We start from the raw sequence: 3979 nt of genomic DNA, 5'->3' as shown, positions 1-3979 counted from the left end.
GAGGGAATCAACAGCCTTATCCAAGCAGCTAAAGCCAAGGCCAGGGGATACAGGACCATCAAAAACCTGATCACCATGATCTACCTCATTGGTGGCAAACTCGAATTCAGGTTACCCACATGAAATAGCGAGGAACCATTTAAAATATCCGATAAACAACAGATTTAATTATCTCTAAGATTTTAAGGAGACCATTATGTTAAAAAAATATTTATTAACTATCGTCCAAATGTTAGCGGTTACAGCCGTTCTTTTCGGCGGTGTTAACCAGGGCTGGACAGCGCCGACAACCAGTCCCGGCATGCAACCTGATTACTACGAAACTCCAAACTGGGCATATAGCCCTGCGCTTCGTAAATTTGTTGACGGGCTGCCAAAACTTTATGCTACAGGCAGCGTTCTTGCTGATGCTGATAATAACCTGGGTCAATATCTTCCGGTAGCTGATCCGGATATTACATCATATCCTGGTTCAGATTATTATGAAATCGAGCTGGTCCAGTATCGTGAACAGATGCATTCCGATCTTCCTCCTCTTGTTCTTGCCAATGGAAGCAAGATGGATCCGGGGACAACAGGCGGCACTTTGATGAGAGGCTACAGGCAGACAAATACTGCGGATACAAATTTGCTTGAGCCACACTATTTAGGCCCGATAATAATTGCTACAAAAGACAGGCCGGTACGTGTCAAGTTTACAAATGCCCTTGATCCTAACAGCAGGCTTTTTATTCCTGTTGACACCACTCTGATGGGCTCAGGAACTTATGAAATTAATTATAATCCTGAAACTAATGCTCCGATTACCCTCACTTCCGGCAGCTTTTCTGACAACAGAGCCACCCTGCACCTTCATGGCGGCCGCAGTCCATGGATCAGTGATGGAACACCTCATCAGTGGATTACCCCTGTAGGAGACACATCCGGATACCCTAAGGGCTCCAGCGTAGCCTATGTGCCTGATATGTGGTATGATGCATCAGGGACAAAAATTACAGAAGCTACTTATCCCGGATCCAATTGCGCGGGCCAAACCACCTGTGCGGTTGCCGGGGCAACAAACAATCCCGGTCCCGGTTCGCAAACATTTTACTGGACCAATCAGCAGAGTTCCAGACTTATGTTTTACCATGACCATGCTTCCGGAATCACACGCCTTAATGTTTATGTGGGAGAAGCTGCGGGATACGTGGTAACAGATAGTGCTGAAGCCACACTGGTTGGAAATGGAGCTATCCCTCCTGCCGCAGATACAATTCCTCTTGTTGTACAGGACAAGACTTTTGTGGACGACACAACTATTGCAGCTACAGATCCAACCTGGGCATGGGGATCGGAGCCCTTTACCGGAACAGCCGGGGTAGATCCAATGACACCGGTAAAAGGCGATTTCTGGTGGCCGCATGTTTATATGCCTGCTCAAAATCCCTATAACCCTGATTTCAGCGGTATTAATGCTATGGGAAGGTGGCATTATGGCCCATGGTTCTGGCCTCCTACACCTGAGTGCGGATCATCAGCTCAGGCAGTACCGCCCTATTGTATTAGTTTGGGTGCTGTCCCTAATACCTATTATGGAGGAGCTAATCCAAACCAACCGCCGGAAATTCCGGGCACACCCGACCCATCCTGGGGAGCGGGAGCATTCCTGGATACTCCGGTAATAAATGGAACAGCCTTTCCTACACTTAATGTGGATCCAAAGGCCTATCGTTTCAAGGTACTTAATGCTTCTCACGACCGCTTTTTCAATTTGCAGCTTTATCTTGCTGCAAATAAAGCTGACCCTAATACTGCGGCAGAAATAGCTGCCGGCGGAACGCCAAATTTTTCAACAAGCACGGATGCAACTGAACTGACTGAGGTTGTCATGGTACCCGCAAGTTCAACGACAGGTTTTCCAGCGTCTTGGCCGACTGATGGCAGGGAGGGTGGTGTTCCAAGTCCGTTATATCGCGGTCCTGCAATGATTCAAATAGGCTCCGAAGGCGGGTTTCTGCCGGCGCCTGTTGTGTTGTACAACCATCCGATTTCATACAATCTTGATGTTACGATGTTTAATGTCGGAAATGTTCTTCCCCTGGCTCAAGGCGGAGGCACGCTTATACTGGGTCCTGCTGAACGGGCGGATGTAATCATAGATTTCTCAAAATATGCCGGTAAAACTCTGATTCTATATAATGACGCCCCAACAGCATATCCGGCTCTTGATCCGCATTATGATTACTATACCGGCGCACCGAATAGAACCGACATGGGCGGTGCACCGGCCATACCTGCGGGAGTTGGTCCCAACATCCGGACAATAATGCAAATTACTGTAAATGCCGGAGCTGATAGTACTGCACTTGTTGACGACTATAACACAACAACCCTGACAAACCTGCAGACAGCATTCAAGGCTACAGGCCTTGGCGGTGGAAATGTTTTTGCCGGATCTCAGGAGCCTGTAATTGTAGGACAAGGCGAATACAATTTGGCATATAACAAAACATTTCCTGTTACCTGGCCATACTGGGGGGTTTCAAGGATCTCTGACAACTCCATAAGCTTTATGAAGACTGACGGCACTTATGTGAATAATTATTCCATGAAGCCAAAGGCTATTCATGACGAGATGGGCGGAACCTTTGATGAATATGGCAGAATGAGCGCTAAACTCGGACTCGAAGTACCATTTTCCAATGCTGCAATTTCAACATTTGCTCTTCAAAACTATGATGATCCGCCTACGGAAATTGTTGCAAAAGACGAGGTGCAGATCTGGAAATTCACACACAATGGTGTGGATACACATCCCATACACTTCCACCTTTTTGAAGTTCAGTTAATCAACCGGGTCGGCTGGGACGGATTTATAAGAAAACCTGATGCAAACGAGCTTGGCTGGAAAGAGACTGTCAGAATGTCACCTCTCGAAGATACGATCGTTGCATTAAGACCGGTTCGGCCAAGAGTTCCATTTGCAATTCCTGAAAGTATCCGGCCATTAAATCCGGCCAGACCTATAAACATCGGCGACACAGAGGGATTTTCGCAGATAGATCCTCTTACAGGTGCTGCTCTGGCAACTCCAACAGTCAATGTAATGCACAACTTTGGGCATGAGTATGTATTTCATTGTCATATTCTCAGCCATGAAGAAAACGACATGATGCGTCCGCTTGTATTGAATCCAAATGCCAAGACGGAAATTCTCTGGAGGAATAATGGATCTGGCTTGAATGCTGTCTGGTACATGGATGGTGTTACTATTAAAAGTGCTGTATCCCTTGACAGTGTTCCAGATTTGACCTGGAAAATTGTTGGTGTCGGTGACTTCAATAGTGACGGAAAACCCGATATTCTATGGAGAAATACTACATCCGGTTTGAATGTTGTCTGGTACATGGAAGGAGCTACTATTACAAGTGGTGGAAACCTTGATAGTCTCACAGATATGACCTGGTCAATTGTTGCTACTGGTGATTTCAACAGTGATATCTATACAGATATTCTATGGAGAAATAATATCTCAGGCGAAAACAAAGTCTGGTATATGAACGGATATACTAAAATTGGCGAAGAATCGCTTCTCGCAGTGGCAGATAATACATGGAAAATTGTCGGTAAATAACAAAAGATAAACTTATAACCAACCCCTTGCAGTAACTTCGCTGGTATTACAAGATTGACTTTCAGCGGAGTTGCTTGCAAGAACTTTTGCATAATGTCCCCGACAGAAAAATGGTTAACAGTAAACTCTCAAGCTATTAACCCCAAACTTTTTAACTGGTTCCTTTATCCTTGCACCTTTATCCTTTAACCTTTTACTCCTTAAAACCTTGTCAACTATCTTATGGGTCTTCGCACATTTGTGTGGGTGACCCCTATATATAGCGGTCATGCAGTGATGACCTGGAATGCACTTGGTTTCCTTTTTGGGTAGAGATCAAACCCCCCACAGTGGAAGTAGATAGCGGTCCTATAGTGATCTCGG

General features: G+C 45.7%; 2 protein-coding genes. Both read left to right on the top strand.

What is annotated here, in order from left to right:
* Positions 1-123, top strand: a 123-nt coding sequence (locus VXK47_RS15570) for a transposase (RefSeq protein ID WP_435547519.1), incomplete at its 5' end; no start/stop codon positions are given.
* Between the two features lie 73 nt (positions 124-196).
* The gene (locus tag VXK47_RS15565; protein ID WP_435549707.1) at positions 197-3616 is read left to right on the top strand and encodes a multicopper oxidase domain-containing protein; all 3420 of its coding nucleotides are present in this window, start codon (positions 197-199) and stop codon (positions 3614-3616) included.
* Positions 3617-3979: the final 363 nt, after the last annotated feature.

The sequence above is a fragment of the Desulfobacterium sp. N47 genome, assembly GCF_051233685.1.
Lineage (GTDB): Bacteria > Desulfobacterota > Desulfobacteria > Desulfobacterales > RPRI01 > RPRI01.
This window is presented reverse-complemented; position numbering and strand designations above follow the sequence as displayed.

What these genes read in the sequence shown, in the direction of transcription:
- VXK47_RS15565 (WP_435549707.1), top strand. Translation starts at nt 197, where the DNA reads ATGTTAAAAAAATATTTATTAACTATCGTCCAAATGTTAGCGGTTACA.